Consider the following 26,405-nt stretch of genomic DNA (forward strand, 5'->3'; position numbering starts at 1 on the left):
GCCGATCACTTGCCTTACTGGCTCCACCACTATAACTGGCATCGACCCCATGCCAGCCTCAACCACCAACCACCCGTCAGCCGATTGTCGCTCTCCGTGAACAATGTGGTGGGTTTACACACCTAGGCCGAGCCGTGTGCCGGGATAATGGTCAGCGAGCGGACGCCCTGAGCGCCGCGCACCAGCACGCCTTCGATATCGGCCGTAGCCGAGGGACCGGTATGAAAGACCGTATAGCGGGCGTTTTGATAATCGTCGCGCTGGTAGGCCCGGTGCAGATTGGTCACGATCGTGCGCGGGTCGAGCAGGACGATGAGATGCTGGGCCAGATAGCCGATCGCGTTGACGATCAGTTCGCGTTCGGTGAAGCACACGCTTCCGGTTTCGGCGACCCCGAAACGCGCCCGCAACACGGCGACGTCGACATCGTGGAGCGGTCGGGCCGCATCGCCCGCGCGTAAGCGGCGGTTGCCCGTGATCTCGGGCACGTTGGAGACGAGCGCCGTGGCCTCGATCTCGCGCTGGGCGAACACGCGACGCATCGTGTCCTCGAGCGTTTCGTCTGCGGTCGGTGCGCACCAGACGCCGCCCATCTTTTCCAGTGTCGTGACAAAGCGCTCGACGAGGCCATCGGTATCGCGCGGGTAGTCGTCGTCGTAATACGGCACGTGCGGCGCCGGCGCGGCGAAGCCGGGTTTGTTGCGCCGGATATCGGCGAGGATATCGTTCTTGCCCCGCATCAGTGGTCCCCTTGTGTGGCGGCATCGGCGGGCATGCGATTTTTCTTGTACCAGTCGTGGAAGGTGCCCTCGGCCGGCACGTCCGGAAAATCGCGGACCTGGCCCCAGGCGTTGAGCTTGTTGTAGATCGCCCAGCCGGGCAGATACTTGAGTGCCGAATGGGCGGATTTCACGGCCGTGCGATAGGATTTGGGATTGGCCAGCACCTCGCCGGCCGCGGCCAGCGTCTTGCGCTTGGTCCAGGGGATCTGGTCGTCCTCGGCCAACACCTTGCGCCACTCGAAGATCTGTTCGTGAATATTGATCTTCACCGGACAGACGTTGGTGCAGCTGCCGTTCAACGTGCTGGCAAACGGCAGGTTGGAATAACGATACGCATCGATCGACGGGTCGAGGATCAGCCCGAGCGGGCCGGTATAGGTCGCGCCATACGACAGCCCGCCGGAGCGCCGGAACACCGGGCAGGTGTTCATGCAGGCGCCGCACCGAATGCATTTGAGCGATGACCAGAAGCGCTCCTGGCCGAGCCGTTTCGAACGACCGTTGTCCACCAGCACGATATGCATCTCGCCGCCGGGTTTGGGGCTGCGGAAATGCGAGGTGTACTGGGTGATGGGCGAGCCCAGCGCGGAACGGGACAGCAGGCGGATGAACACGCCCATGTCAGAGCGTTTCGGCACGATCTTCTCGATGCCGATCGAGGCCACGTGCAGATCGGGCACGTTGGCCGACAGATCGGCGTTGCCCTCGTTCGTACAGACCACGAAACCGCCGGTCTCGGCCACCGCGAAGTTCGCGCCCGTCATCCCGGCATCGGCATCGAGAATCAGCGGGCGGGTGTGCTGGCGCTGTTGCTCGGTCAGGTAATAGGCATCGTCGTTGTCCGGGTCCGAACCGATGGTCTTGGAAAAAACCTCGGCCACGTCGGAGCGCATCTTGTGGACCGAGGGCACCACCACATGGCTCGGGTCCTCGGCGTCGAGCTGCTGGATACGCTCGCCCAGATCGGTCTCGACGATATCGATGCCCACGCCCTCCATGTAATGCCGGAAGCCGCATTCCTCCATCAGCATGGACTTGGACTTGATGACCTTCTTGACCCCATGGTCCTTGAATATCTCGTGGACGATGCGGTTATGATCGGCCGCGTCTCCGGCCCAGTGCACATGCACGCCGTTGGCCGCGGCGTTGTCGGCGAACTGTTCGAGATAGTCGTCGAGATGGGTCAACGCATGGGTCTTGATCTGGCTGGCCAGATCGCGCAGTGCCTCCCATTCGTCGATGGTCTCGGCGGCCGTATCGCGGCGCTGGCGCATCGCCCAGACCCGCGTATCGTGGGATTTCGCGTGTTCCGGCGAGTCCAGAAACTGTCTGGCGGCCTTGCGATGATTCTGGCGTTCGCCCGGGCCGGCCTTGTCGGGGCGCGGCGCGGCCTCGCGGGCGGCCTTGGGCGAGTTCCGACTCTTGATGGGATCGGGGGCGCTCATGCCGCGTCTCCGTTGAGGATTTCGGCGATATGCTTGAACTGCACCGGCGCGCCGATGCGCTTGGCGCAGCCCTGTTGATGCATCAGGCAGGAGGTGTCGGCCGAGACGATGTACTCGGCGCCGGCCGCGCCGTGATCGGTAATCTTGTCGTAGCCCATGCGGCCCGAGACTTCCGGCTCGGTGACCGAGAACGTCCCGCCGAAGCCGCAGCATTCGTCCGGCCGGGCCGGGCTGACGAGCTCGATGCCGGCCACGGTTTCCAGCAGCGTCCGCGGCTTCGAGAAATAGCCGCCGGCGAGCTCGCTCGGCTGGCCGTGGCCGAGGTTGCGCAGCGTGTTGCAGGAATCGTGATAGCCCACACGATGCGGGAAACGGGCCCAGGGGAATTCGCGCACTCCCAGCACGTCGTGCAGGTACTCGACCAGCTCGTAGCTCTGCTCACGCACGTGCACGACTTCGGGCGTCTGTTCGATCGCCGTCAGATTGTCCCGGATCTGATGGATACAGGAGCCGCTGGGTGCCACGATCACGTCGTATTTCGCGAAGTTGTCCACGAACAGCTGCTGGGTCGCCGCGGATTCCGGATGACACCCGGCATTGACCATTGGCTGGCCGCAGCAGGTCTGGTCGAACGGGTAGGCCACGTCACAGCCGAGTCGTTCGAGCAACTCCAGCGTCGCGATGCCCACCTTCGGATAAAAGGCATCGATGAAACAGGGAACGAACAGACCGATCGTCATGGCGGTGTCGGACAGGAGTGCTGACGACAGACTAGGGCCTGTCGCGCTTTGTTGCGAGTGCATGACGTCCGCGGCCCGGCCCCGATAAGCTCTGCGCCGCGCTGCGGTCAAAGTACCCGCGGGCCTGGTCGCGACGCAGTGCAGGTGTTCACCGGGCGGCATGATCGGCGCTATGCCTTGTCAGGCGGGGTTTTGCGAGGTGTGCGGGCGCCGATCGAATCGCGCCCGCTCCGGCGCAGGCCACACGCGGGCACGGCGCGCGTGCTCTCGATCGATACGAAACCTGCATGCCGGGATAAGCGCATTGAATCAGCCGGCCGAGCCGTATCGTTAAAACAACGGGGCACCGCGACGCCCTGGCCGCGCGGCGCGATATCGCCGGATGCCCGCCGGCTTGGCTGCTCGCTCTTCGGGTTATCCTCGCCAGCGGCGCCATGCGGCGGTCTATCTCCCGACGACACGCTCTGGGCTGGCCGGGCCGTCCGGCTCGCGTCGGGACGTGGCGGCCATCATCCTGTTCCAACGATATATTCTCTTCATGCGCCCGAATTCTGTCTCCGAGGCCCGTCGCGTTGCCGTCGCCGCGATGCTGGGCACGGCCATCGAGTGGTACGACTATTTCGTCTACGGGATCGTCGCGGCCCTGGTCTTCGACCGCTTGTTCTTTCCGGCGCTCTCGCCCACCGCGGGCGCGGCCGCGGCACTCGGCAGTTTCGCCGTGGGGTTCATCGCCCGCCCGGCCGGCGCGGTGTTGTTCGGTCATCTGGGCGATCGCATCGGGCGCCGGGCCACGCTGGTGACGACCATCGTGCTGATCGGGCTGTCGTCGGGCGCGATCGGTCTGTTGCCGAGTTACGAGACCATCGGTATCGCGGCGCCGATCCTGCTCGTCGTGCTGCGCCTGCTCGAGGGGCTGTCCGTCGGCGGCGAGTGGTCGGGCGCGGTCCTGATGAGCGTGGAACACGCGCCGGCGTCGTCGCGCAGCCTGTTCGGCGCGATGCCCCAGCTCGGTTCGCCGCTAGGTACATTGATGTCTTCTGGCGTGGTTGCCCTGGTCGCGCTCATGCCGGACGAGGCCTTCGTGGCCTGGGGCTGGCGGCTGCCGTTCCTGCTGGCCTTTCCGATGACTGCCGTCGCGCTCTATCTGCGACTGCGTCTGGATGAGTCGCCGGCATTCAAGCGCCTGGCGGCGGCCGATGGCGAAGCCGGTATGCCGCTGCTTGTGGCCGTGCGCGCAGCCTGGGGGCGAATGCTGGCCGCCGTGGCGGCGGCTCTGATGGCCAGCGGGGCGTTCTACCTGCTCACGGTTTATCTGGTGCATTACGGCACGCGCACGCTCGGTGTGTCTCAGCAGACCATGCTCGTGGCCACGCTGGGCAGCGCGCCGGTCGAAGCGCTGGGGATATATATCGGCGCGCGTCTTGGCGATCGGTTTTCGCCCGGCATCGCTGTGGCGGGTGGTTCGTTGCTCACGCTGGTTGTCGCCTGGCCCTTGATGGGGCTGGTCGCGACCGGGCAGCCCTGGGCGGTGATTGCGGGCATTTCGCTGGGCGTCGGCTCGGTCGGGCTGGCCTATGGGCCGCTCGGCACCCTGTTGGCCGATGCGTTTCCCGTGGACGTGCGTTATACGGCCGTGGCCGTGTCCTACAACATCGCGGGCATGCTCGGCGGGCTGGTGCCGTCGCTGGCTGTGGCTACGGTGGCCGCCGCCAACGGTGCGATCGTCGCGGTGACGATATTGTTCGCCGGGATCATGGCGATCTCGGCGATCGGTGCATTGATCCTGATCCGGCTTATGCGGCCGGGCACGCCGCGCCACGCGCCATGAAAAAAGCCGCGGATCGTCGAAACGATCCGCGGCTGCCGTGCGGTTTCTCAGGTGCCGGCTATTCCGGCTTCGGGCCCTGGACCACCCGAACCAGATCGTCCGGCCGGATCCATTTCTTGAACACCGACTGGATCTCGTCGGCACCGATGGCCTGGTAGGCCTTGGCCGCACGATATGGCTCGTCCAGCGGCTGCCCCAGCTCGACGCGGGAGAGCAGTCCGTAGCCGATCGCACTGGCGCTGGCTTCGCCGAGCGGGACCTGGCGGATCAGGCCGGCCTTGGCCCGATGCAGCTCGGCATCCGAAACCGGGACCTTGGCCATCTTGACGAGCGCCTTGCGAATCAGCTGGTTGGCCTCGTCGACCTTGTCCGGGTCGCTGCCGTAGCGGAAGATGAGCTGGGTGCGGGTACGCGAGGTATTGAAGCCGGAGGTCACGTAATAGACCAGGCCTCGCTCGACCCGCAGCTCGCGGTACAGACGGCTGGCGAACATGCTGCCCGTCAGCACCTGGTTGGCCAGCTTCAATGCACGATAGTCGCTGTCGGTCGTGGTCAGGCCAAGCGTTTCCGCCAGGTGCACGGTGTCCTGCGACTGGGCGTCGTCGGGCACGTGATGGTTCGACGGGCCGTTGGCCGGCACCGGCGGCAGATCGACGTCCGGCGCATCGCCCTTGGCTTTCCAGTCGCCGAAGCTGGCCTCGATATCCTTTTTCACCTGCGCCGGGTCGACGTTGCCGACCACGACGATCGTGGCCAGATCCGGGCGGAAGACCTTGTCGTAATACCGGGTGACATCGTCATGAGTCAGCCCGCTGATCGAATCCGGTGTGGCGTAGCGCAGGCTCGGATCGTCCTTGGGCAACAGCCCGGTCTGCAGCGCCAGATCCGACTTGAAGTCCGGGCTGGCGATCACGCCGGCCTGCGTGGCCGCGCTGCGTTGCTGGAGTGCCTTGAACACGGGTTTCGGCAGGGCCGGCGACAGTTCGTTCTCGGCCAGCAGCGACAGACCGCGACCCAGATGATCGGGCAGCACCGTGAGGCTGAAATCGGTGCCGGCCGACGCATTGGCGCCGATGGCATCGAGCGCGGCCTGATAGGCCTTGCGGTCGTGCTTCTTGGTACCGTAATCCAGCATCTGGGCCAACACGTCGTCGACGCCGGTCTGGCCCTGGGGCTGCTCCAGGTCGGGCGCGTTGCGGATGTGGCCGTAGACGTGCACGGCGTGCACCGAATCCGAGGGCACGGTGATCAGCCGCAGGCCGTTGTCCAACGTGGTCTCGACCGGCGAGATGGACTGGGTCGGCGTGCTGATCTCGGCCAGCGGCTTGGCGGCCCACTCGGGCAGTTTCACGTTGTCCACGTTCTTCGGTGCGAACGATTCGCTGCCGCCATAGCCGCCGCCGGACTGCGGCGCGCCCGAGCCTTCGGGCGTGAGCACGGCGAGCACGCTCTGGTCCGGCTGGATCACCGAGGCCAGCATGCGATTCACATCGGCCGGTTTGACGTTCTTGATGGCATCCAGCATCTCGCCGGGCGAATCCAGGCCGTTGACGGCCACGGCCGTGGACCAGCGCATGGCCAGCCCGTGGATCGAGTCCCGCTGGGCCACATCCTGGGTGATCAGCGAGCGCTTGGCCGCGGCCACCTGGTCGGCCGTGATGCCCTTGTCGGCAATATCGCCCAGGATCGAGCGCATCTGCTTGACCAGCGCATCGGCATCCGCGCCTTTCGGGAAGACGACATAGCTGACACCGAGGCTGGCCTCGGCAGCCGGCAGCGTGCCGAACTGAGCGGCCAGACTCTTGCCGGAGGCGACCATCTGCGTATAGAGCGGGCCGCGCGGATTATTCAGTACCGATGCCAGCACCTGGGACGTCGCGCTGGCGGCCACGTCGCGGGTGCCCGGAGCGCGAAATCCGAGGATCGCGAAACCGTAGCCGGAATCCGTGGGCATGCGAATGGTCTTGGCGTCGAGTTTTTCGGGCTTGATCGCCGGGCGCTCGGGCAGTTTCTTCGAGGGAATCCTGGCGAAGAGCTGCTTGGCCTCGGCGAGGATCTTGTCCGGATCGACGTCGCCGGTAACCACCAGCGTGGCGTTGTTTGGCGCATACCACGCATCGTGGAAGCGCTTGAGCATCTTGGCCGTGGTCTTGTCGAAGGAATCCCGCGTGCCCAGGGCGTCATGCGAATACGGCGTGCCCGCGTAGAGCTGCGCGCGCATGCGCTTGATCGCCACCTGAATCGGCGACGACATATCCTGACTGACCTCCTGCTCGATGGCCCCGCGTTCCTGTTGCCAGTCCTTTTTCGAATCGAGCACGTTTTTCATGCGCTCGGCATGCAGACGCAGCGCGACGTCGGTGAACTGCGACGGCATGGTGAAGAAATAGCTCGTCGAGTCGTTGGTCGTGAACGCATTCACATCGCCGCCCATCGCCGCGCCGATGGCCGCGATCTGGGCTGCCGAGAGATTCTTCGTGCCCCGGAACATCATGTGCTCCTGGGCGTGCGCCATGCCGGGGAAACCCTGCGGTACCTCGCGCGAGCCGACATGATAGGTCAGCATCGTGGTCGCCACAGGGGCCAGATGATCCGGCACCACGATGACCTGGAGGCCGTTGTCGAGCGTCTCGCGGGCCACGTTCGAAGCGGGCGCCGACATATCGGAAGTCGGCACCGAATCGGGGCCAGCGGCGGCCTCCGACGACGCGCTTTTCTGTGGCGCAGATGACCCCGCCGCGGCGTTGCCGGATGCGTTCTGCGAGCCTGAATTCTGGGCGAACGCGGCGGGCGTGCCGAGTAGCGCACACAGCATGGCGCCGGCCGGCAGGGCGTGTTTGAGCATGGAATATCCCTCGATGATGGCAGCGTACGATGTAACATACACAGCCTGGGCTTGCACGAACGTCCGACGCGGACGTGTGCGGAACGTCAACAGGCCCTAGCAGGCTGGCGCAGCATGACTGCGCGCCTCAAGGCTTCGGCCCGAGAATGTCGGTCAGTGTGCTGCCCTGTGGATTGCCCTGATGGATGGCGAGCGTGCCGTCGGCTTTCTTGTAGATGATTCCAGGCGTGCCGCGGATGCCGAGACTGGCCATCAGCGCGTTGTTGGCGGTGATCCGGTCATGCAGGGCGCTCGGGATATCGGCCATCGGCTCGATACCGCCGCGCTTGTAGTGTCGCTCGTGTCGCCGGAATGCCGTGGTCGGGTTCGCGGCCGATAACAGCGCGGCGGCCTTGCCCGGACTCGACGGTTTGAGTACGCCGACCGGAATCTGGCGCAACTGCACCCTGCCGGCCGCCACCCACGGCCGCGACGCCTCGTAGAAGGTGTGGCAGTACGGGCAGTTCGGGTCGGAAATCACGTAGACGATACGCGGCGCCTGCGTGGCGCCGTCGCGGATCCAGTCGCTGTGCTCCAGCTCGGACCAGACATCGACATGATCGGGGTCGGCCGTACCGGTCGCCTTGGCCAGCGCGGCGCGCGAGAGATTCTTGCCGTTGCCGTCGATCATGGTGCCGACGATGACGTGCTGCCCGTCGGGTGTGAGATATAGCGCGACCGGGGTCTGTCCGGCGCGGGCGGCATAGCCTGTGACCCCGCCCGGCGCATCGAACGGCCCGAGGATGGTCAGTCCCTTGTCGGCCATGCGCTGGATGGGAGCAGGCCACGACGGCGCCGCCACGGCGACAGCCGACACCAGGCAGCCGATGACAATGACGAATAACGACAGATAACGCATGACGGCCGGGCCTCTGAAGACGACAGGCGGCAGGATAGGGCCGATCAACACTAACGAAATCGGCGCGTTGCCGGCCATTGTTTTGCCAGGGCCTGTTGAGGTTTCGTTCGAGCGCCTTTTCGTCGAGAGACCGCCGTGTGTCCGGCAAGGCGCGAGTTGCCGATCGTGGCGTGCCACGATCCAGACTCGCAACGCCGCCGGGCGGGATTTGTGGCCTAACCTGAAGGGACAAGCGCCCCAAAATCAAGAACACGACGGTAATCCAGCGTTGTAGCCTGCGGGTGCAGCATGGCGGCACGGCGCGCACGACGCCTCGTCTTGCCGCCCATCGTCAATTTCAGGGCGCGCTTGGCGCGGACTCGCACGAAACCTCAACACGCCCTGGGCAAGGCGAACCGAACACCGCGGCGAGACGCGCGCGGGGGCGACTGACATGGGGCAGCCAAAGCGCATGTGCCGACGGATTGTGTGCCGAAATCCATCCGGCGGCGCCCACGCCGCGTGCGATGACAGTCGGCCGGGCGTGGCGCGTATTCAGCAATCGCCGTGTCGATTGTGTTTTCATCAATACTCGGCCACAAGGCACGAGGTGATGGCCATGACGGATTCCAGTCGCGACGACACCGCCGGTCGGCCGCGCGGCCAGTTGTTCCGGGCGTTGTTCGATACGCGTTTTTCGACCTTCATCACGGCTGAGATGGTGCCGGCGATCTATCGTTTCGGCATCGTGGTGTCGGCCTTGACGGCGCTGTCCTCGATCGCGCTTGCATTCCGGTTTTCCTGGCTGGCCGGGGTGCTCTGGGCCGTTGTGCTCGGGCCGGTCCTGTTCATCGCCATGGTCGTGACCATGCGCGTGGCGCTGGAATTCGTGCTCTCGGTCTTTCGCATGGGCGACGAAATGCGAGCCATGGAGGCACGCCTCGGCGAGGTCGTACGCGAGCTCGATCGGGCCGATCAGCTGCTCGGCCGGCTCGACTACAACCTGGATGCGCTGCAGCGGCGCATCGGCGAAATACACGAGGAGATTCCGCGCTTGGCGTTCTGGCGGCGTTCGGGAGAGCGGAAATGAGGCGGCGTCGTGTTCAGTCGTCGTCGGAGAGCGGGCCGGGTACGATCGTCAGCCGACCGTCGGTACGCAACTGCAGGTGCCCGGCCGCGATCTGATCGCGATTGTCGATCAGGCGGAAGATGAGTGGGGTATCGCCCGCGGTGCGCACCAGAATACGCGCTGGCGCGATCCGCTGGCCGATGGCGCGCACGGCCGGTCCGTCAAGCCACAGATACGGACGTGCCGGGTCCACATCGGGCGGTACCGTATCCGATGTGGTCGTGCGCGTATGCGGCGCCCCGTTGCCGAAACAGACGCGCAGTCCGGCCGGCTCGAGATCGACATGCGTCGGCCGAGAAACGAACGACGGGCCGGGTAACACGGCTTTCGTGTCGATGATGATGGTATCGCCGACCAGGCGCGCACCGGGCCGCGCCAGGGTGATGAGTCGGTCAAGCGGCGTATGAATCAGGTCGAGCAGGCCGGCGACCGGAATACCGCCGGCCCGGGTGTCGTGCAATGCCAGGCGGATGAGGCCGTCATCGGTCAGTGCGATAGCGGCCTCGGCCTGAAACGGTATCCAGAACGATGGCAATCGATGCCAGAGCCGCATGCCGCCGCGAATGGTCATCCGGTCGGTGCCGGGCGAGAATACGAGATCGTTCAGCGACCGCTGCGGATACGCCAGTACATGGCGATTGAACAATCGGCCGAGCTGGTCGGCCGAGAGCAGCGCGCACCCGGCTACGGCTTCGATCGAGAACGAATTCGCTGCGTCGAGATCGATGACGTCATGGCCGGGGCGAGGTGTCAGACGCGCGTCCAGATCGACGAGATGCATGCCAACGCCGTGGCCGAGGCGGATCGTGGCGTCGTGGCCGTCGACGGCCACGACATCCGCGGCGAGCACCGGATCTGCCGGTCCGCAGGCCAGCAGCCCGAGCACAAGCCAGAGCGCCCACGGTGAACGGCGCCGTTTCAGGACGATTGCCACGGCGCGAGCGGGACGAGGAAGGTCGTGTGGGGGACGTCGGGCAGTAGACGCATGGGTTGGCCGTCGAGTTGCTGTCGATAATGGTTCAGCGACAGATCGAGTCGGTCGTTGTCTGCCGCGACCAGTTGAATCCGCGGATCGGCCAGGTGCAGCGGGCCGATGATCAGCCGGCCACCGTACAGCAGCCCGTAGGAGCGTGATGTTCGGGCCGGCTCGACCTGTGGCTCATGGTGTCCGTCGTCGAACGTCAGGTGCAGGCCGCGGGCGTCCAGCGTCGCAGTCGCCAGCATCGCGGTGATCGTGGGCGGCGGCAGCAGGGCCAGGACGTCCAGCAGGATACGATTGCCGTCGATGCGGATCGCTGGCCCGCGCACGGAGACGACATCGGCAAGGCGGATATTGGAAGCGGCCATCACGGCCCGTGCCGGTTGCCCGTTGACGGACAGCGTTTGCGGTATCAACGCCAGATGGCGACCGTCGGCACGCTGGACGCTGCCGGTCAGGTGGAAATCGACCCAGCCGCGTCGTTGAAACTGTCCGGTGATCACGAGCCGGTCATGTGCGATCGCCACTTGGACATCGCGCATGCCCCGATCGCCGCCGGCGAAATAGTGCTGGATCAGGGTCTGCAGGGTGGCCGAGTCGAGCGTGACACGGCCCTGGTGGATGCTGATGCCGAAATGTGTCGGGGTATCGAGCCGAACCGGCGCGTCCGCCGCGCTCGGCACGAGCGTGGCACGCAGATCCGTCACACCGATGCGAATATCCTCGCCCAGCCAGAGATCCGCGCGATGCAGGCGCACGCCGAGCCTGTCCTTCGGTGCCCCGCAGGCCAGAGTCTGTGCCCGCCGGTCGCGACACGCCGGAGCCGACGGGGCGGTGTCGGCGGGGTGGAGGGCCGGTGCGCGGGCTTCGCCGGGCCCGCTGCAGCCGGTCACCAGAAGCAGTGCGATGCCCCAAATCGCCGACCTCGAACCACAGCTAGGCGTTCGCGGTCGGCTCGAACGCATCAGACACCGCCGTCCACATCGAGAAAGGCGCCGGTCGTGAATTCGGCTTCGGCAAGATAGAGCACCGCTTCGGCGATGTCCTCGGGCGTGCCGATCCGGCCCAGCGGAATCCCGGCTGGCGCTTCCTGGGGCTTGTCGGGCTGTCCGCCGCTGGCATGAATCGAGGTGTCGATCACGCCCGGACGCACGGCGTTGACCCGAATGCCCTCGCCGGCGACTTCGCGGGTCAGGCCCTCGGTGAGCGTATCGATCGCGCCCTTCGAGGCACCGTAATCGATATAGGTGCCGGCACCGGCGCCGCCGCCGGCATGGCTGGCGGCCGAGGAGATGTTGACGATTGAGCCGCCCGCGCCGCCGCGTTCGGTGGACATGCGTCGCACCGCCTCTCGGGCGGCCACGAACGGGCCGACCACGTTGACCGCCATCATCCGGCTGACCCGGGCGGCCGACATCTCGGCGACCGGGCAGGGCTGGTCGACGATACCGGCATTGTTGACCAGACAGGTCAGGCGGCCGAGCGTCTCATCGACCGTCTTGAACATCGCGACCACTTCGTCCTCGACGGAGACATCGGCGGCCACGGCGATGGCCTTGCCGCCGTCGGCCTCGATGGCGGCGACCACCTTGTCGGCCGCTTCCTTGTCGCGACGATAGTTCACCGCCACGGCATAGCCGTACTTGGCGGCCATCAGTGAGGTGGCCGCACCGATACCGCGGCTGCCGCCGGTCACGAGCATGACTTTATCCATAACCCATCCAAAAACGATTCGGGAATTCATGCCAAGACTAAGTCAGCCGATCGAAACTGACCAGTGGCCAATGACACGGTGGCGTCGCCCCCGGGAATCTACGGTTTTTCTTATGCTCGGGGCTTGGGCAAGCTCGGACGATCACACGCAAGATGGCGCCTCTCCCATGCCCAGCCTGAACGACGGTGCCAGCGCGCGAATCGAAGCCGCGCTGGCTCACATCGATATTTCCGACGACATCGCCCAGGGCCTCGCCCAGCCGGATGCCGCGCTCAAGGTTTCGGTGCCGCTGCGCCGCGACGACGGCAGTTTTGCGCTCTACCCGGGCTATCGCGTGCGCTATGACACCACGCTCGGCCCGGCCAAGGGCGGTATCCGCTTCCATCCCGACGTCGACGCTGACGAGGTCTCGACGCTGGCTTTCTGGATGACCATGAAATGCGCGGTCATGGGGCTGCCGTTCGGCGGCGGCAAGGGCGGCATCACGGTCGACCCCAAAACGCTCTCGCCGGCCGAGCTGGAGCGTCTGTCCCGGGCCTATATCGAGCAGGTCGCGGATTTCATCGGGCCGGATACCGATATCCCGGCCCCGGATGTGAACACCAATCCCCGGGTCATGGGCTGGATGGCCGACCAGTACCGGATCATCCGGCGTGCGCATCGGCCCGATGTGATCACCGGCAAGCCGATCGAGATGGGCGGTTCGCGTGGACGCACCACGGCGACCGGCGATGGCGCCTTTCATGTACTGGCCACGATGATGAAACGGTGGTCGCGCGAGGCCGCGGGCACGACCGTGGCCGTTCAGGGGTTCGGCAATGCCGGTGTGCGTTTTGCACGCCTGGCCGCCGAGGCCGGCTACAGGGTCGTTGCGGTCAGCGATTCGGCGGGCGGTATCTACAACGCCGACGGGCTGGATCTCGATGCGGTCGAACAGGCCAAGTCGGCGCACGGCGCGGTCACCGCGGCCGAGGGCGAGGAAATCACCAACGCCGATCTCGTTACGCTCGATGTGGATATTCTGGCGCCCGCGGCGCTGGAATCGGTGATCACCGCCGACAACGCGCCCGCGATCCGGGCCGGAATCATCGTGGAGATCGCCAACGGCCCGATCGCCGCCGAGGCCGACGGGACCCTGGCGGACAACGGCATCGTCGTGTTGCCGGATATTCTGGCCAATGCCGGCGGTGTCACCGTGTCCTATTTCGAGTGGGTGCAGAATCGCCAGGCCTGGTATTGGGACGCGGAAACGATCGCCGACCGACTGGAAAAACGCATGGTCGAGGCCACGGAGCGCGTTGCCGAACGGGCCGAGACGCTGGATATCGGGCATCGCACCGCGGCCTATGTGATCGCGATCGAGAAACTCGACCAGGCCGCCGAGGCCCGCGGGACGAGTGCCTTTTTCCGCGGCGACGATCACCGCTGAGCGATTCGTTGGGGCCCACGGGCCAGCCGCAGCCGGCCCGTGGGTTCAGTCGTTGCCGAGCTGCTGTTTCATCAGCTTGCCGGCCGCATTGCGGGGCAGGGCATCGACGATGAAAAAGCGCCGCGGCATCTTGTAACCGGCCAGATGATCGCGACAGTGACGTGCCAGCGCCTCGGCATCGGCGCGGGCGTCGTCGCCGAGGACCACATAGGCATGGCCGACCTCGCCCCAGTCGTCGTCGGCCACGCCGATGACGGCGGCCTCGATGACATCCGCGTGATCGCTCAGGATATGCTCGACCTCGGCCGGAAACACGTTTTCGCCGCCCGAGATGTACATATCCTTCTTGCGATCGCGCAGGGTGATGAAACCGTTGTCGTCGGCCTGGCCAATGTCCCCGGTTCGCAGCCAGCCGTCGGCCGTGAAGGCGGCCGCGGTCTCGGCCGGTCGCTGCCAGTAGCCGGGCGTGATGTTGGGCCCGCGGGCCAGAATCTCACCCGCCGTGCCGGGCGGCACGTCGCGTTCGGTTTCATCGACCAGACGGATGGCGATTTCCGGCGGCGCCAGGCCGACGCTGCCGGCGGTGGCATCGATCACCTCTCGATCCAGCGGGACATGCAGCAGCGTGCCGGCCTCGGTCATGCCGAAACCGTTGGAAATACACACGCCGTGTGCCAGCCATCGTCGAATCCGTTGCGGCGAAATGGGCGACCCACCGGTGAACAGTGCCTTGAGGCGATGCCATTGATCCGGCGCGAAATTGGATTGTTCGGCGAGCATGTCGGCCATCTTGGGCACGCAGAAATAGTGCGTGACACCGATCGTCTCGTCGGCCAGCATCGCGTTGGTGCGGGTCGGGTCGAAGCCGGGCGAGATATGCAGTGTCCCGCCGAACAGCAGCGGCGAGCGCACGCTGGGCAACAGGCCGATCACATGGAACATCGGCGCATCGCACAAAAATACGCTGTCGTAGGTCACGCGGCCGAGCACGCCGAAATTGACGGCCGTGGCATGGATGTTCTGCCCGGTGATCATGACGCCCTTCGGGCGGCCGGAGGTACCCGAGGTATAGAGCAGGATCTTGACGGCCGAGGCCGGTTGGACAGGCAGCGGTCCGGCCGGCTCGCTGGCCGCGATGCCGGCCGCCACGTCGCCCATATCGACCATCGGGCAGTCGGCGCCGGATGCGCTTAATGTCTCGCGACGATCGGTCACCAACAGGCGCGGACGACAATCGTCGAGGATCACGCCGAGCTCGGCCGGGGCCAACCGGTGATTGAGCGGTACGAAGATCGCGCCGAGGCGTTCAAGCGCGAGCGCCAGCAGGATCTGATCGACACAGTTGCCGGAGACCACGGCCAGCCGGTCGCCCGGCCGGATATCGTAGTCGTGCTGCAACAGCGTGACGGCGCGCTGGATGTCGCGATCCAGCTCGGCATAAGTCCAGTGTCGATCGGTGGCGATGTCCCGGGCGGCCAGCCGGTTCGGCTGGCCGCGGGCATGCAGGGCGATCGGGTCGGGCGTGTGCCAGCTCATGACAGCCTCCTCGATCGCCGCATTCAGCGCTTGTAGCCCTGCAGGCCGGGTTTGATGGATTTATCGTCCAGGAACTGCTTCAGGCCCTGTTCGCGGCCGTGTTCCGGATCGCGGTGGTTGGCCTGGTCGATCTTGGCGTAGAGATAGTCCTCGTTCTGTTCCCAGGTCAGCTCGCGGCAACGCTTGAAGCCGGTCTTGGCATAGCGCAGCGTGACCGGATTCTTGTCCAGCAGCGTGCGCGCCAGCGTCATGGTCGTGGTCTCGAGTTCGGCCAGTGGCACGCTCCGGTTGACCAGGCCCATCTCGGCGGCCTCGGTGCCCGAGAACGTCTCACCGGTCATGATGTAGTACAGCGAGGCGCGATGGCCGACCGTATCGGCGAGCGCCTTGCTCACGAGGTTGCCCGGCGGGATGCCCCAGTTGATCTCGGACAGGCCGAACACCGCTTCGTCGGCGGCGATCGCCAGATCGCAGGCCACCAGCGGCGAGAAGCCACCGCCGAAACACCAGCCGTTGACCATGGCGATGGTCGGCTTGGCGTACATGCGCAGCAGCTTCCACTGCCACTGCGAGCAGTCGCGACGAATACGCTCCTGCACGATTTCCGGCTGGGAATCGGTCTCGCGGAAATACTCCTTGAGGTCCATGCCGGCTGTCCACGACTCGCCGGCGCCGGTGAGTACGATCACGCCGGCATCCGCATCGAGTTCGAGCGTTTCGAGGACGTCGATCATCTCGCGGTTGAGCGTGGGGTTCATGGCATTGCGCTTTTCCGGGCGGTTGAGCGTGACCCGGGCAATACCATCGGTGACGTCGACCTGCACGGTCGACCAGCGGTTCGTGTAATCAGTCATGGGTGAGGTCTCTTGATCGATTCCCGAACAGACTGCGCGTGAATAAAGTTATTGGATATAACTAAATCGTCGTATGAAAAGTGCCACCCCGAGCCTGTAAGCTCGGGGTTTCTATCCATCGGAGTCGGTGATGACCGTGCCCACGCCCGTCGAGACTGTTTGCGAGCGCCAGGTTGGCGACCCGTCATCGGATCGAACCCGCCACGCGTGGGCCGCTCGATACGGCCGGGCGTGACCTGGAATGCCATCTGGCGCGGACATTGCAGCCCGCCGCCCAGTCGCGTTAAGTCGCGCGGGGCATCATTCGGCGTCGGTGTATCACGATGCGCTAGGGCGTGTTGAGGTTTCGTCCGAGCGCCTTTTCGTCGAGAGACCGCAGCGTGTCCGGCAAGACGCGAGTTGCCGTATCGCGGCGTGCCACGATCCAGACTCGCAACGCCGCAGAGCGCCCATCGTCGATTTTTCATGGGCGGCTCAACCCCAAGGGACAAGTGCCCCAAAATCAAAAACACGACGGCAATACAGCGTTCTAGCAGGCTGGTGCAGCATGGTTGCCCGGCGCGTGCGACGCCCCGTCTTACCGCCCATCGTCAATTTCAGGTCGCGCTTGGCGTGGACTCGCACGAAACCTCAACAGGCCCTGGGGTTGCCGGCGGTCCATTTTTCAGAGGGCGCCGGTCGGCGCGGATTCGCATGACACAACAACCGACCCTTGAGGCAACGCTTGTCGGTCATCTATCGGTGGCGATTGCGCCGCCCGTGGACCTCGGTTCAAACAGCGCCGGGCGACGACGGTTCGTGCCGATCACCGGCGGGACGCTGACCGGCGCATGGCGGTCCGGCCACGTCCGCCCGGGCGGGGGCGACTGGCAGACCATCCGCCCCGACGGCGTGGTCGATCTCCGGGCGCAGTACGTGCTCGAACTCGACGACGCCAGCCTGATCGAGATCGACAACCGCGGGCTGCGGCATGCCCCGCCCGCGGTCGCCGATCGTCTGGCGGCCGGTGCGCCGGTTTCGCCCGACGAATACTATTTTCGGACCGCGGCCCGTCTGCACACCGCAGCCCCCGAACACGACTGGCTCAATCGAACCGTGTTCGTCGGCAATGCCGCCCGCCACGCTGACCGGGTCGAAATCGATCTGTTCGCGATCGGGCCGCTGATCGGGAGCCCGGCATGAGCACTGCGTCGCCGGAACCCGAAAGCCCGCTGGCCCCGCCGGATACGGTCGACGACCGCAGTCTGCGCGGGTTGGCCGGCTACCAGCTGCGCCGTGCGGACCTGGCCATGCAGCAGTATTTCGTACGCGAGATCGGCGAGCCGTTCGATCTGCGTCAGGTCGAGTTCTCGGTGCTGATCCTGCTGGCCGCGAACGCCGCGCTCACGCACAAGCAGATCAGCGAATCGCTGGGCGTGGCGCCGTCGAACATGGTTGCGGTGATGAACAAGCTCGCCGGGCGCATGCTGATCGAGCGCCATGAGCATCCGCACGACGGTCGATCGTTTCTGTGGTGCCTGACCGCTGCCGGGCAGACGCTCGAGGCCGAGGCCTCGGGTGCCGTGGCGCGCATGGAGGCCCGGGTGCTCGGTGATGCGGCGGGAGTGGTGACGACGCTGGACGCACTCTGGTCGACCGGCGCCGCTCGTCGGGACTAGGGCGTGTTGAGGTTTCGTTCGAGCGCCTTTTCGTCGAGAGACCGCAGTGTGTCCTGCAAGGCGCGAGTCGCCGATCGTGGCCGTGTCCCGGTCAAGGCGCGCAACGCGATGCGGCGCGGCCGGCAGGGGCAGCCTGAAGGGGCAGCGTCCAAGCGACGACCATCCGGCGTTATCGCGCTCCCGTGGCCGGGCCATGCCACGGGAGCGATGCCTTGTCTTGTCGCCGCTTGGCCGCGGGTGCGGCGGTCTATCTCGTGACGACGCGCCGTAGGGCCGACCGAGGCGGTCGGTCAGTCCGAGCGCGCCGAGCGCATGAGGCTGGCCACCGTGGTCACCACGAGAACCGCCAGGATCACTGACAGGCTCAGCCAGATCGGGATTTCGGGCAGTGCCGTGATGTGATGCCCGCCGTTGATGAAGGGCAGCTCGTTGGTGTGCAGGGCATGGATGATCAGCTTGATGCCGATGAAGCCCAGAATGACGGCGAGCCCGAAGGACAGATAGACCAGCCGGTCGAGCAGGCCGCCGAGCAGGAAATAGAGCTGGATCAGGCCGAGCAGGGCGAAGGCATTGGCCGTGAAGACGATGAACGGCTCCTTCGTCAGCCCGTAGATCGCCGGAATCGAGTCGAGCGCGAACATCACGTCGGTGGCGCCGATCGCAATCATCACCAGCAGCATCGGCGTGATCACGCGCTTGCCGTCGATGCGGGCGGTGAGCTTGTTGCCGTTGTATTCATCGGTGGCGGGCAGATATTTCTGCGCCGTGCGCACGAGGAAGTTCGGTTCGTATTCCTCGTCCTCGTCGTGTGACGACGTGGCCAGGCTCCAGGCGGTATAGAGCAGAAACAGCCCGAACAGATAGAACACCCAGGAGAAGTTCTCGATCGCTGCGGCGCCGAGCGCGATGAAAACGGTGCGCAGGAGCAGCGCGATCACCACGCCGACCAGCAGTACCTTCTGCTGATAAGCCTTGGGCACGTTGAACGAGCCCATGATGATGACGAACACGAACAGGTTATCGACCGACAGACTCTTTTCGGTGACATAACCCGCGAAGTACTCGATGCCATGGTCGGATCCCCAGACCACCCACAGGCCGGCGCCGAACAGCAGGGCGATGACCACGTAGAAGATCGACCAGCCCCCGGCCTCCCGGAGCGAGGGTTCGTGCGGTGTGCGCACGTGGGCGAAGAAATCGAAGATCAGCAGCGCCAGTATGCCGGCGATCGTGCTGGCCCAAATCCAGACGGGTACGTCCATCGGTCGTTCATTCTCGGTTGGCGCGGTACGGCGTACCGCCGAATACGTAACCGAGCTTACGTGACGTGTCGGCCTGCTGCAGTCGATACCGGTGTGATGCAGATATTGGCCCATACTGCGATTTTCGCCGTCGGGCGGCGCGCGGCACGGCGTCGGGCGAACGTCGCGCCGTGTGCGTCGTCGGTGGCACATGGCCTCATCATCGGCTTCGTCGCGGCGTCTGTCAGGCGGCGATAGAGCGTGGCGCCGCCTTGATGCACAATGCAGGCACGGCGCGCAGCGCCCCGGTCGTCACAGGGCACCGACGGCCGGTTTTCCACGACACGACAACAGACTCCGGGCGGATGAACGATAGCAACGAGCGCTACTGGCTTTGTGTCTATTGCGGCTCGCGCGATGGCGTCGACCCGCGCTTTCGTGCGGCTGCCGAAGGACTCGGCACGGCCCTGGCCGCGGCCGGGTTCGGTCTCGTCTACGGCGGCGCGCGCGTCGGCCTGATGGGCGCGGTGGCCGACGCGGCGCTGGCCGGTGGAGCACCGGTCCACGGGGTCATTCCGCGCGGGCTGTCCGATCGCGAGCTGGCCCATCACGGCCTCACCCGGCTCGATGTGGTCGAGACGATGCATCAGCGCAAGATGGCCATGATCGAGGCCGCGGATGCCTTCGTGGCGATGCCCGGCGGGTTCGGTACGCTGGAGGAATTGTTCGAGGTGGTCACCTGGGGCCAGATCGGCTGGCACGAGAAGCCGGTCGGGCTGCTCGATGTCGCCGGGTTCTATCAGCCGCTCGTGACCTGCATGCGCCACATGCGCGACCAGGGCTTCGTCGCCGAGACACATGTCGAGCGGATCGTCGTCGAGGCCGAGCCGACGCCGCTGGTCGAGACCCTGTTCAGCCGGGTGGCCGTTCGCTGATACGAAAGTCGCAGGTGGCCGACGGACCGCGATTGCTACCGTGTTGCCATCGGTAGCAGGCAAGGAGTCATCGTGGCGCCGTCCCAGGATAGCGTTTCCAGTCGCGCGGGCTCGGACAGCCGGGCCCGCGTGCGTCAGATCGGTCTGCTGCTGGGGCCGCTCTGGCTGATCCTGGCTCTGTTGCTGCCGGCGCCGAGCGGTCTGCCGATCGCCGGCTGGCACTGTGCCGGTCTGGCGCTGCTGATGGCGACCTGGTGGGCGACCGAGGCGATTCCGATTCCGGCGACTGCGCTGTTGCCGCTCGCGCTCGGCCCGCTGATTGGCATCGGCGAGTTCCAGACGCTGGCACACGGCTATGCCGATGACATCATCTTCCTGTTTCTCGGCGGGTTTCTGATCGGTCTGGCGATGCAGCGCTGGAATCTGCATCGTCGAATCGCGTTGACGACCCTGCGTGTGGTCGGCAGCCAGCCGCGGCGTCAGATTGCCGGTTTCATGATCGCCACCGGTTTCATCAGCATGTGGGTGTCCAATACCGCGACATCGGTGATGATGCTGCCGATCGGCACTTCGGTGATCGCCCTCATGGCCGATCGGGATCTGCCCGGCGTGGATCGGTATGCCACGAATCTATTGCTCGGCATCGCCTATGCGGCTTCGATCGGCGGCACCGCCACGCTTATCGGCACGCCGCCCAATGCCCTGCTGGCCGGTTATCTTTCCTCCGACCAGGGCATCGATATCGGGTTCGCGCAATGGATGCTTGTCGGCGTGCCGACGGCGTTGTTGATGATGGCCGCGGCCTGGGCCTGGCTGACCCGTGGCGGCTTTGAATTCGGGGCCAGTGACGACACACGGCGGATGCTGGATCATGAGTTGACCAAACTCGGATCCGTGAGCCCGGCCGAAAAACGCGTGGGTCTGATGTTCCTGCTGGCGGCGGCGCTTTGGATCACGCGGCCGCTGATCAACGATGCCGGTGCGGATTTCGTCTCCGACGCGTTGATCGCCATGGTCATCGGCGTGGCGCTGTTCATCGTGCCGGCCGGCGACGGGCCGAGCATGGCACGCAGCAATCGCCTGATGAGCTGGGAGAACGAAGCCAACGTGCCCTGGGGTGTCCTGCTGCTTTTCGGGGGCGGGCTGGCCCTGGCCGGTGCGATCAAGTCCACCGGGCTGGCGGCCTGGATCGCCGATTCGATGGAAATCTTCGCCGTGCTGCCGATGCTGTTGCTGATCGGCGCGGTGGCGTTGACCATCATTCTTTTGACCGAGGTGTCGTCGAATACCGCGACCGCCGCCGTCTTCATGCCGCTACTCGGCGCGCTGGCGGCCTCGGTCAATGTCGATGTGCTGCTGATGACCGTACCGGCCGCACTGGCGGCCAGCTGTGCCTTCATGATGCCGGTGGCCACGCCGCCCAATGCGATCGTTTTTGCCTCGGGGCGGATCACCATCGGCGCCATGGTCCGCGCCGGCGCAGTGCTCAACGTCGCCTGCGTCGTTCTGGCGACACTCATCCCCTATGCCGTGATCACCTGGGTCTGGTAAAACCAAGCGCCGAATCGCTCACTGCAGGCGTGTCCCATGGTGTCACCGATCGCCTCGCCGGCTGATCCCACGGCCTTCATTGCCGTGGACGTCGAAACCGCCAATGCCGATGTTGGCAGCATCTGTCAGATCGGCTTCGCGCGGTTCGCGGGCGGGGTACTCGTGGACAACTGGTCATGGCTGGTCCATCCGCAGACGTATTTCGCGGCGGGTAACATCGCCGTGCACGGCATCCGCCCGATGGACGTCAGCCATGCGCCCGATTGGGCCGCGCGGCACGCTGAGGTAGCCACGCTTCTGCGCGATCAGGTGGTGGTCTCGCATACTACCTTCGATGTCGCAGCCATGAGCCGGGCATGCGAAACCCATGGCCGGCCCATGATCCAGGCCCGGTGGCTGGACTCGGTGCGCGTCGCGCGACGCGCCTTTCCCGCGCTCAAGGGCGATGGGGGCGGTCACGGCCTGGCGAATCTCCAGCGGGTGCTGGGTTTTGAGTTCGCCCATCATGACGCGGGCGAGGATGCCCGTGCGGCCGGCTGGGTCATCGAAGCCGCCGTCCGGGCTACGGGCCTGTCGGTCGCCGACTGGCTGACCGCCGCGCACCGGCCGGTGGCGGCCTTTCGTTGAGACGGTTCGCGGATCTGTTTTGAGCGTGGACCCTGGGTCTCGTTCACGAGCGGGTTCGATCGGGCAGTGTCGTGATGTCGCCATCCGTCGGGCCGTTTCATACCCTGAATTGGATAGGCCGGCACTGTGATTTGGCTTGCCGAAAGACTGCTTTCGAGGCATTGATGCCTGTCGGACCACGCGAGGTGACGCGTGTGTCAACGCACAGCGTGATGCGCCACGCAGGACGAGCCGGGCCGCGCCCACGGCCCGGCCTGCCGGGCTTTCATCGCCCCCAGACAGTCTCGGCGGTCTCCACGACCCGGGCCAGTTTCGCCCACTGGGTTTCCATGGTGATCTCGTTGCCTTCCGCCGTGCTGGAGAAACCGCACTGCGGGGACAGGCAGAGCTGGTCGAGCGGGGCATAGGCCGCGGCTTCGTCGATGCGCTTGGCCAGGGTAGCCACCGACTCCAGTGCCGGTACCTTGGACGACACCAGTCCGAGCACCACGGTCTTGTCTTTCGGCACGAAACGTAACGGGGCGAAATCGCCGGAGCGCTCGTCGTCGTATTCGAGGAAATAGGCGTCCACGTTCAGTTCGTTGAACAGGACCTCGGCGACCGGCTCGTAGCCGCCTTCGGCGAACCAGGTGCTGCGATAATTGCCGCGGCACAGGTGGATGCCCACGGTCATATCGTCCGGGCGATCCCGGAGCGCGTCGTTGATCAGGGCGGCGTACTGGCGCGGCAGCTCGTTCGGATCGTCGCCGCGATCGGCGGCGGCCTGGCGCATCTGTGGGTCGCAGAGATAGGCCAGATTGGTGTCGTCGAGCTGCAGATAACGACAACCCACGGCGTGCAGGGCCGCGATCTCGTCGCGATAACAGGCTGCCAGATCCGCGAAGAAGGCATCCATTTCCGGATAGGCCTCGATATCGATGGCAGCCCGGCCGCCGCGGAAATGCACCATGGTCGGCGACGGGATGGCGACCTTGGCGGTGCCGTGCTTGATCTTGGAGTCGAGGAAGGCGAAATCCTCGACCTGGATCGGGCGGGCATGGGCCAGCTTGCCGCTCACCGACAGCTGCGGCGGCTTGAAGCCGTCGTCGGCCGATTTCGCGCTCTGGTTGGCGTTGATGCCGCCGGTCACGGTCACGCCGTCGAGCTGCTTGAGGAAATCCAGGTGGAAATAGGCGCGGCGCAGTTCGCCGTCGGTGACGTCCTGCATGCCGACTTCTTCCTGACGCCGGACGATCTCGGCGATCGCGACGTCCTCGAGCGCGCGCAGTTCGGCGGCACTGATATCACCCTCGGCATAACGCCGTCGTGCGGCCTGGACCTTCGGTGGTCGCAGCAGGCTGCCGACCTGTTCGGCACGGAAGGGCGGGTTCACGCGATGGGACATGCGAAGCTCTCTTCTTCGGGGAATACGAAGGCCCGGTCATGGCCGGGCGCGATAAAGGCGCGGGCTGCAGCACAGCATGGCCGGCCCCGTTTGGCAAACGAGTGGCCGCGGCCTGTCGGCCCGCGCTGATCGACGGCGGCATGGCCGCTCGTGGCCGGTCCTATGCGGCCGGCAGTGCGGCGAACGGCAGGCCGACGTAGTTTTCGGCAATCGTCGCGCGTCCGGCTTTCGAGTCGAGATAGTAGCTGATCTCGGCGCGCTGCATACGGCTGTTGAAGTCCGGCGTGTCGCTGAATTTATGCAGATTGGAGGTCATCCACCAGGAGAAGCGCTCGGTCTTCCAGATCCGTGACAGGCAGGTCGCCGAATACGCGTTCAGCGCCTCGGGGCGCGAGTGGTCGTAGATCTGACGGAATACGCGATAGGCGGTGTTCACGTCGGAGACGGCCAGGTTCAGGCCCTTGGCGCCGGTCGGCGGGACGATGTGGGCGGCATCGCCCAGCAGAAGCATGCGGCCGTATTGCATCGGCTCGGCGACGAAACTGTGCAGCGGGGCGACCGATTTCTCGATCGACGGCCCGGTGACGAGTTGGCCGGCCACGTCTGCTGGCAAGCGTTGCTTGAGTTCGGCCCAGAACGCCTCGTCCGACCAGTTGTCCGGCGATTCATCGGCCGCGACCTGGATGTAGTATCGGCTTCGGGTCGGCGAGCGCATGCTGCACATCGCGAAACCGCGTTCGTGAGTGGCATAGATCAGCTCTTCGGCTACCGGCGGCGTCTCGCTCATCACGCCGAGCCAGCCAAGCGGATATTCCCGCGAGAAGGTGTTGAGCCGCTCGGCCGGAATCGAGCGGCGCGAGACGCCGTGGAATCCGTCGCAGCCGGCGATATAGGCACAGTCCAGGCGATAGGCGGTGCCTTCGTGCGTGAACGAGACATACGGCGCGTCGGTGGTCACGTCATGCGGGGTGACGTCTTCGGCCTCGTAGTAGGTCGTCGCCCCGGCCGCGCGGCGGGCATTCATCAGATCCTCGGTGACGGCGGTCTGGCCGTAGACGGTCACGTGCTTACCGCCGGTCAGGCCTTCGAGATCGATACGGACCCGGTCGCCGTTGAAGGCGATTTCGAAACCGTCGTGGATCAGGCCGTTCGCATCGAGGTTGTCGGCCACGCCCGCTTCGCGCAGCAGATCGACCGTGCCCTGTTCCAGCACGCCGGCACGAATGCGCGACAGCACATACGCGCCCGAGCGCCGCTCGAGAATCACGTTGTCGATGCCGGCATTGGTGAGCAGCTGACCGAGCAGCAGGCCGGATGGGCCGGCGCCGATGATCGCGACTTCGGTTTTCATCATCTCTCCTCTGGGGATTTGTCTCGTCGAGCGCGCACGGGGTCTTCAGTAGTCGAAGAACACGGTCTCCTCGGGACCCTGCAGGCGAATGACGATTTCGTAGCGTGGGTGTCCGGCGTCGCTCTCGCCGGCCCGGCGTGCGATGAGGGTGTCCCGTCGATGGGGCGGCACTTTGTTGAGGAACGGGCAGTCCGCGTTGTCGTCGGCTTCGTCGTCGAAATAGATTCGGGTCTGCAGATGGATATTGATGCCCCGTGCGAACAGCGCGAGGTTGATGTGCGGGGCCATGTCGATGGCGCCCGGATAAGGCACGCGTCCGGGCTTGATGGTTGAAAAGACCCAGCGCCCGGCATCGTCGGCGCCGGGGGCGGCACGGCCGAAACTGTTGAAGACGTTGTCGAAGGCGAAGTCGGTGACATAGGCGCCGTGTGCATCCGCCTGCCAGGCCTCGACCAGGATGTCGGCGACCGGCTGGTCGGCGCCGTCGAGGACCACGCCGGCCAGCTCGATGAATTCGCCTTCGGCCTCCGGTTCGGCCAGTCGGTTGTCGATTTCGTGGTCGCGCTCGGGCAGGCCGGCGACGTCCAGCGCCAGGCCGATATGCACATAAGGCCCCGCCGTCTGCGACGGCGTCTCCGGCAAAAACACATCGCCCGGATCGCGCGGTTGTCGGTAATCGTCGTGTCGTGTCATGGCCTTGTCCTCAAACGTTCTCGAACCAGGTCTGCAGGGCGCCTCGTGTGACGATGTCAAAGCGATAGACCAGTGAATCGAAGGCGCGCGAGCGAGCCATGTCCAGCCGGGCCGTCAGGGTCTCGACCGCATCGGCATCCCGAATGGTGTTGACGATCGGGCAGCGCGGGATCAGCGGATCGCCCTCGAAGTAGAGCTGCGTGATGAGGCGCGTGGCGACCGACGGGCCGAATACCGAGACATGGATATGCGCCGGCCGCCAGGCGTTCGGATCGTTCGGCCAGGGGTACGGGCCGGGCCGGATGGTGCGAAAGCGATACCAGCCCGCGGGGTCGGTGACCGTCCGGCCGACGCCGCCGAAGTTCGGGTCGAGCGGGGCGACGTAGCTGTCTTTCTTGTGCCGATAGCGACCGCCGGCATTGGCCTGCCACATCTCGACCAGGGTATTGGGCACCGGCGCCCCGAACTGATCGATGACCCGGCCGTAGACATGGATCCGCTCGCCGATCGGCAGGCCGTCGGCGGCGGTGCCCGGACGGTGATTCATCAGCAGATCGTTGTCGTGAGCCCCAAGCGCCATGGCGCCGAAATCCGGGCCCGTACGCTCCGATGCGCTCGGTGTCTGCAGGCTCACCAGCGCCTGTTTCGGATGGCGCAGCACGGTGGTTCGGTACCCGACCGCCGCCGGGTCGGGATGCCAGTTCCGGTCGCGCTGGACGAAGTCGATGTGTCGATTGTCTGCCATGGTCTGCCCGGTTTGAATCGCGGCTCTGCTCGGAAACTTGAACATGCCGGGGCACAGACACG

General features: G+C 65.6%; 23 protein-coding genes and 1 pseudogene. 9 read left to right on the plus strand and 15 right to left on the minus strand.

The window, feature by feature from the left end; all coding sequences use genetic code 11:
• Positions 1-126 (plus strand): annotated as a pseudogene (locus D3260_RS16535) (IS481 family transposase); the annotation flags it as partial.
• Here D3260_RS16535 and D3260_RS16540 read toward each other — a convergent pair.
• From D3260_RS16540 to D3260_RS16550, 3 genes are read right to left on the minus strand one after another with little or no spacing between them, the layout of a single operon-like run.
• Positions 123-740 (minus strand): LUD domain-containing protein, encoded by a 618-nt coding sequence (locus D3260_RS16540; RefSeq protein ID WP_120099721.1) that lies wholly within the window; start codon positions 738-740, stop codon positions 123-125. The pseudogene D3260_RS16535 and the gene D3260_RS16540 overlap by 4 nt on opposite strands.
• On the minus strand, positions 740-2,227 hold the full coding sequence (locus D3260_RS16545) for a lactate utilization protein B (protein ID WP_120099722.1): 1,488 nt from the start codon (positions 2,225-2,227) through the stop codon (positions 740-742). Before D3260_RS16545 ends, D3260_RS16540 begins: the two co-directional genes overlap by 1 nt.
• Positions 2,224-2,967 carry a (Fe-S)-binding protein gene (locus tag D3260_RS16550; RefSeq protein WP_120099723.1) on the minus strand — a complete coding sequence of 248 codons (744 nt, stop codon included), beginning with the start codon at positions 2,965-2,967 and terminating at the stop codon, positions 2,224-2,226. Before D3260_RS16550 ends, D3260_RS16545 begins: the two co-directional genes overlap by 4 nt.
• 538 nt (positions 2,968-3,505) lie before the next feature.
• Between D3260_RS16550 and D3260_RS16555 the strand changes: the two genes are divergently transcribed.
• Positions 3,506-4,795 (plus strand): MFS transporter, encoded by a 1,290-nt coding sequence (locus tag D3260_RS16555; RefSeq protein ID WP_158583587.1) that lies wholly within the window; start codon positions 3,506-3,508, stop codon positions 4,793-4,795.
• Between the two features lie 58 nt (positions 4,796-4,853).
• Here D3260_RS16555 and D3260_RS16560 read toward each other — a convergent pair whose 3' ends face one another.
• Positions 4,854-7,640 (minus strand): pitrilysin family protein, encoded by a 2,787-nt coding sequence (locus D3260_RS16560; protein ID WP_120099725.1) that lies wholly within the window; start codon positions 7,638-7,640, stop codon positions 4,854-4,856.
• 127 nt (positions 7,641-7,767) lie between these two features.
• A complete protein-coding gene (dsbG, locus tag D3260_RS16565) occupies positions 7,768-8,538 on the minus strand; it encodes a thiol:disulfide interchange protein DsbG (RefSeq protein WP_120099754.1) in 771 nt (256 codons plus the stop codon).
• A 598-nt stretch (positions 8,539-9,136) separates the two neighbouring features.
• Here dsbG and D3260_RS16570 point away from each other — a divergent pair.
• On the plus strand, positions 9,137-9,607 hold the full coding sequence (locus D3260_RS16570) for a DUF4282 domain-containing protein (protein ID WP_158583588.1): 471 nt from the start codon (positions 9,137-9,139) through the stop codon (positions 9,605-9,607).
• Positions 9,608-9,620: 13 nt separating this feature from the next.
• On the opposite strand, the gene D3260_RS16575 is transcribed toward D3260_RS16570, so the two are convergent.
• The 3 genes from D3260_RS16575 to D3260_RS16585 form a co-directional block, all read right to left on the minus strand.
• Entirely contained in the window at positions 9,621-10,580 is a 960-nt protein-coding gene (locus tag D3260_RS16575) for a hypothetical protein (RefSeq protein WP_147418243.1), read from the minus strand.
• Positions 10,565-11,383, minus strand: coding sequence for a hypothetical protein (locus tag D3260_RS16580; RefSeq protein WP_147418244.1), 819 nt, complete (start codon positions 11,381-11,383; stop codon positions 10,565-10,567). Before D3260_RS16580 ends, D3260_RS16575 begins: the two co-directional genes overlap by 16 nt.
• 206 nt (positions 11,384-11,589) lie before the next feature.
• Complete coding sequence (locus D3260_RS16585) at positions 11,590-12,339, minus strand: SDR family oxidoreductase (RefSeq protein ID WP_120099729.1); 750 nt, start codon at positions 12,337-12,339, stop codon at positions 11,590-11,592.
• Positions 12,340-12,505: 166 nt separating this feature from the next.
• On the opposite strand from D3260_RS16585, the gene D3260_RS16590 reads away from it, so the two are divergent.
• Complete coding sequence (locus D3260_RS16590; RefSeq protein WP_120099730.1) at positions 12,506-13,768, plus strand: Glu/Leu/Phe/Val dehydrogenase; 1,263 nt, start codon at positions 12,506-12,508, stop codon at positions 13,766-13,768.
• A 45-nt stretch (positions 13,769-13,813) separates the two neighbouring features.
• Here D3260_RS16590 and D3260_RS16595 read toward each other — a convergent pair whose 3' ends face one another.
• Together D3260_RS16595 and D3260_RS16600 are read right to left on the minus strand one after the other, a co-directional pair.
• Positions 13,814-15,304, minus strand: a complete 1,491-nt coding sequence (locus tag D3260_RS16595) for an AMP-binding protein (RefSeq protein WP_120099731.1) — start codon at positions 15,302-15,304, stop codon at positions 13,814-13,816.
• Between the two features lie 23 nt (positions 15,305-15,327).
• Positions 15,328-16,158, minus strand: a complete 831-nt coding sequence (locus D3260_RS16600) for a p-hydroxycinnamoyl CoA hydratase/lyase (RefSeq protein WP_120099732.1) — start codon at positions 16,156-16,158, stop codon at positions 15,328-15,330.
• A gap of 693 nt (positions 16,159-16,851) precedes the next feature.
• Here D3260_RS16600 and D3260_RS16605 point away from each other — a divergent pair.
• Positions 16,852-17,340 carry a DUF3237 domain-containing protein gene (locus D3260_RS16605; RefSeq protein WP_158583589.1) on the plus strand — a complete coding sequence of 163 codons (489 nt, stop codon included), beginning with the start codon at positions 16,852-16,854 and terminating at the stop codon, positions 17,338-17,340.
• Positions 17,337-17,816 carry a MarR family winged helix-turn-helix transcriptional regulator gene (locus D3260_RS16610; protein WP_120099734.1) on the plus strand — a complete coding sequence of 160 codons (480 nt, stop codon included), beginning with the start codon at positions 17,337-17,339 and terminating at the stop codon, positions 17,814-17,816. The genes D3260_RS16605 and D3260_RS16610 overlap by 4 nt, the downstream gene beginning before the upstream one ends.
• 290 nt (positions 17,817-18,106) lie before the next feature.
• Here the strand turns inward: D3260_RS16610 and D3260_RS16615 are convergent, their stop codons facing one another.
• Positions 18,107-19,078: a TerC family protein gene (locus D3260_RS16615; RefSeq protein WP_120099735.1), complete on the minus strand. Its 972-nt coding sequence runs from the start codon at positions 19,076-19,078 to the stop codon at positions 18,107-18,109.
• Between the two features lie 344 nt (positions 19,079-19,422).
• Here D3260_RS16615 and D3260_RS16625 point away from each other — a divergent pair, with 344 nt between their 5' ends.
• The 3 genes from D3260_RS16625 to D3260_RS16635 all read left to right on the plus strand — a co-directional run bounded on the left by D3260_RS16625 (position 19,423) and on the right by D3260_RS16635 (position 22,170).
• Positions 19,423-19,992 carry a TIGR00730 family Rossman fold protein gene (locus D3260_RS16625; protein ID WP_120099737.1) on the plus strand — a complete coding sequence of 190 codons (570 nt, stop codon included), beginning with the start codon at positions 19,423-19,425 and terminating at the stop codon, positions 19,990-19,992.
• A gap of 72 nt (positions 19,993-20,064) precedes the next feature.
• The gene (locus D3260_RS16630; protein ID WP_120099738.1) at positions 20,065-21,543 is read left to right on the plus strand and encodes a DASS family sodium-coupled anion symporter; all 1,479 of its coding nucleotides are present in this window, start codon (positions 20,065-20,067) and stop codon (positions 21,541-21,543) included.
• Positions 21,544-21,579: 36 nt separating this feature from the next.
• Complete coding sequence (locus D3260_RS16635) at positions 21,580-22,170, plus strand: exonuclease domain-containing protein (RefSeq protein WP_120099739.1); 591 nt, start codon at positions 21,580-21,582, stop codon at positions 22,168-22,170.
• A 265-nt stretch (positions 22,171-22,435) separates the two neighbouring features.
• On the opposite strand, the gene D3260_RS16640 is transcribed toward D3260_RS16635, so the two are convergent.
• The 4 genes from D3260_RS16640 to pcaH form a co-directional block, all read right to left on the minus strand.
• Positions 22,436-23,554: a 5-methyltetrahydropteroyltriglutamate--homocysteine S-methyltransferase gene (locus D3260_RS16640; protein ID WP_120099740.1), complete on the minus strand. Its 1,119-nt coding sequence runs from the start codon at positions 23,552-23,554 to the stop codon at positions 22,436-22,438.
• A 160-nt stretch (positions 23,555-23,714) separates the two neighbouring features.
• Positions 23,715-24,905: a 4-hydroxybenzoate 3-monooxygenase gene (gene pobA / locus D3260_RS16645; RefSeq protein WP_120099755.1), complete on the minus strand. Its 1,191-nt coding sequence runs from the start codon at positions 24,903-24,905 to the stop codon at positions 23,715-23,717.
• A 45-nt stretch (positions 24,906-24,950) separates the two neighbouring features.
• Positions 24,951-25,598, minus strand: a complete 648-nt coding sequence (gene pcaG / locus D3260_RS16650) for a protocatechuate 3,4-dioxygenase subunit alpha (protein WP_120099741.1) — start codon at positions 25,596-25,598, stop codon at positions 24,951-24,953.
• 10 nt (positions 25,599-25,608) lie between these two features.
• Complete coding sequence (pcaH, locus tag D3260_RS16655; protein WP_120099756.1) at positions 25,609-26,343, minus strand: protocatechuate 3,4-dioxygenase subunit beta; 735 nt, start codon at positions 26,341-26,343, stop codon at positions 25,609-25,611.
• Positions 26,344-26,405: the final 62 nt, after the last annotated feature.

Source organism: Salinisphaera sp. Q1T1-3 (assembly GCF_003602005.1).
Classification (GTDB): Bacteria; Pseudomonadota; Gammaproteobacteria; order Nevskiales; family Salinisphaeraceae; genus Salinisphaera.